The organism is Pseudoalteromonas sp. SANK 73390 (assembly GCF_054966645.1).
In genome coordinates this window covers 1-567 of the sequence record NZ_ARPN01000102.1, presented here as the reverse complement: position 1 = coordinate 567, position 567 = coordinate 1, and the positions used below count along the sequence as shown (strand labels likewise).

1 pseudogene is annotated in these 567 nt (G+C 41.3%); it reads left to right on the top strand.

The features are described 5' to 3' along the window. Positions 1 to 362: pseudogene (locus tag SANK73390_RS11885) on the top strand (transposase); the annotation flags it as partial. Positions 363 to 567 lie beyond the last annotated feature (205 nt).

Genomic DNA, 567 nt, shown 5'->3' with positions numbered 1-567 from the left:
TGCAAAAGCGCATTAAAGCGGCAGAAGACGCTAAACAAACCAAACAACTGGCCCGCTTTGCAGGCAGCCCCAGAAAACACATGCCTAAAGGGTTACCCTTCGAGTTAAAGTCGTACTTAGAGTTAGTAGAGCTAACAGGCCGTTGTATGAGAGAAGACAAACGCGGACATATAGAGCAAAGCACTCTTCCACTCTTAGAGCGACTAAACATAGCACCTGAAAACTGGTTAAAACTCACCACACAATTTACTAAAGTGTTCAAAGGGGCGGTAGGGCGGCCCAATAAGCTTGATGGCTTCTACGCACATTTAGAAGTAAAACGGCGAACAAGCATCAGTCAATGTGAAAAGCTATTCGCTTAAATAACTCAACAACACAAAACACTCAACACCAATTATGCTGACAAAGTAGGTAAAGTTGTGCCTAACTTTTTGCAATTACCACCTAAACCCTCGGATAAAACTAAAAATAGTAGTAAAGAAGTGCTTTGGCGTAAAAACATCAAAGTCACTGGCTTTGCGTGTTCATTTTTTGATATGTTAATAATGGCTGTCTAGCTTGTTTTTC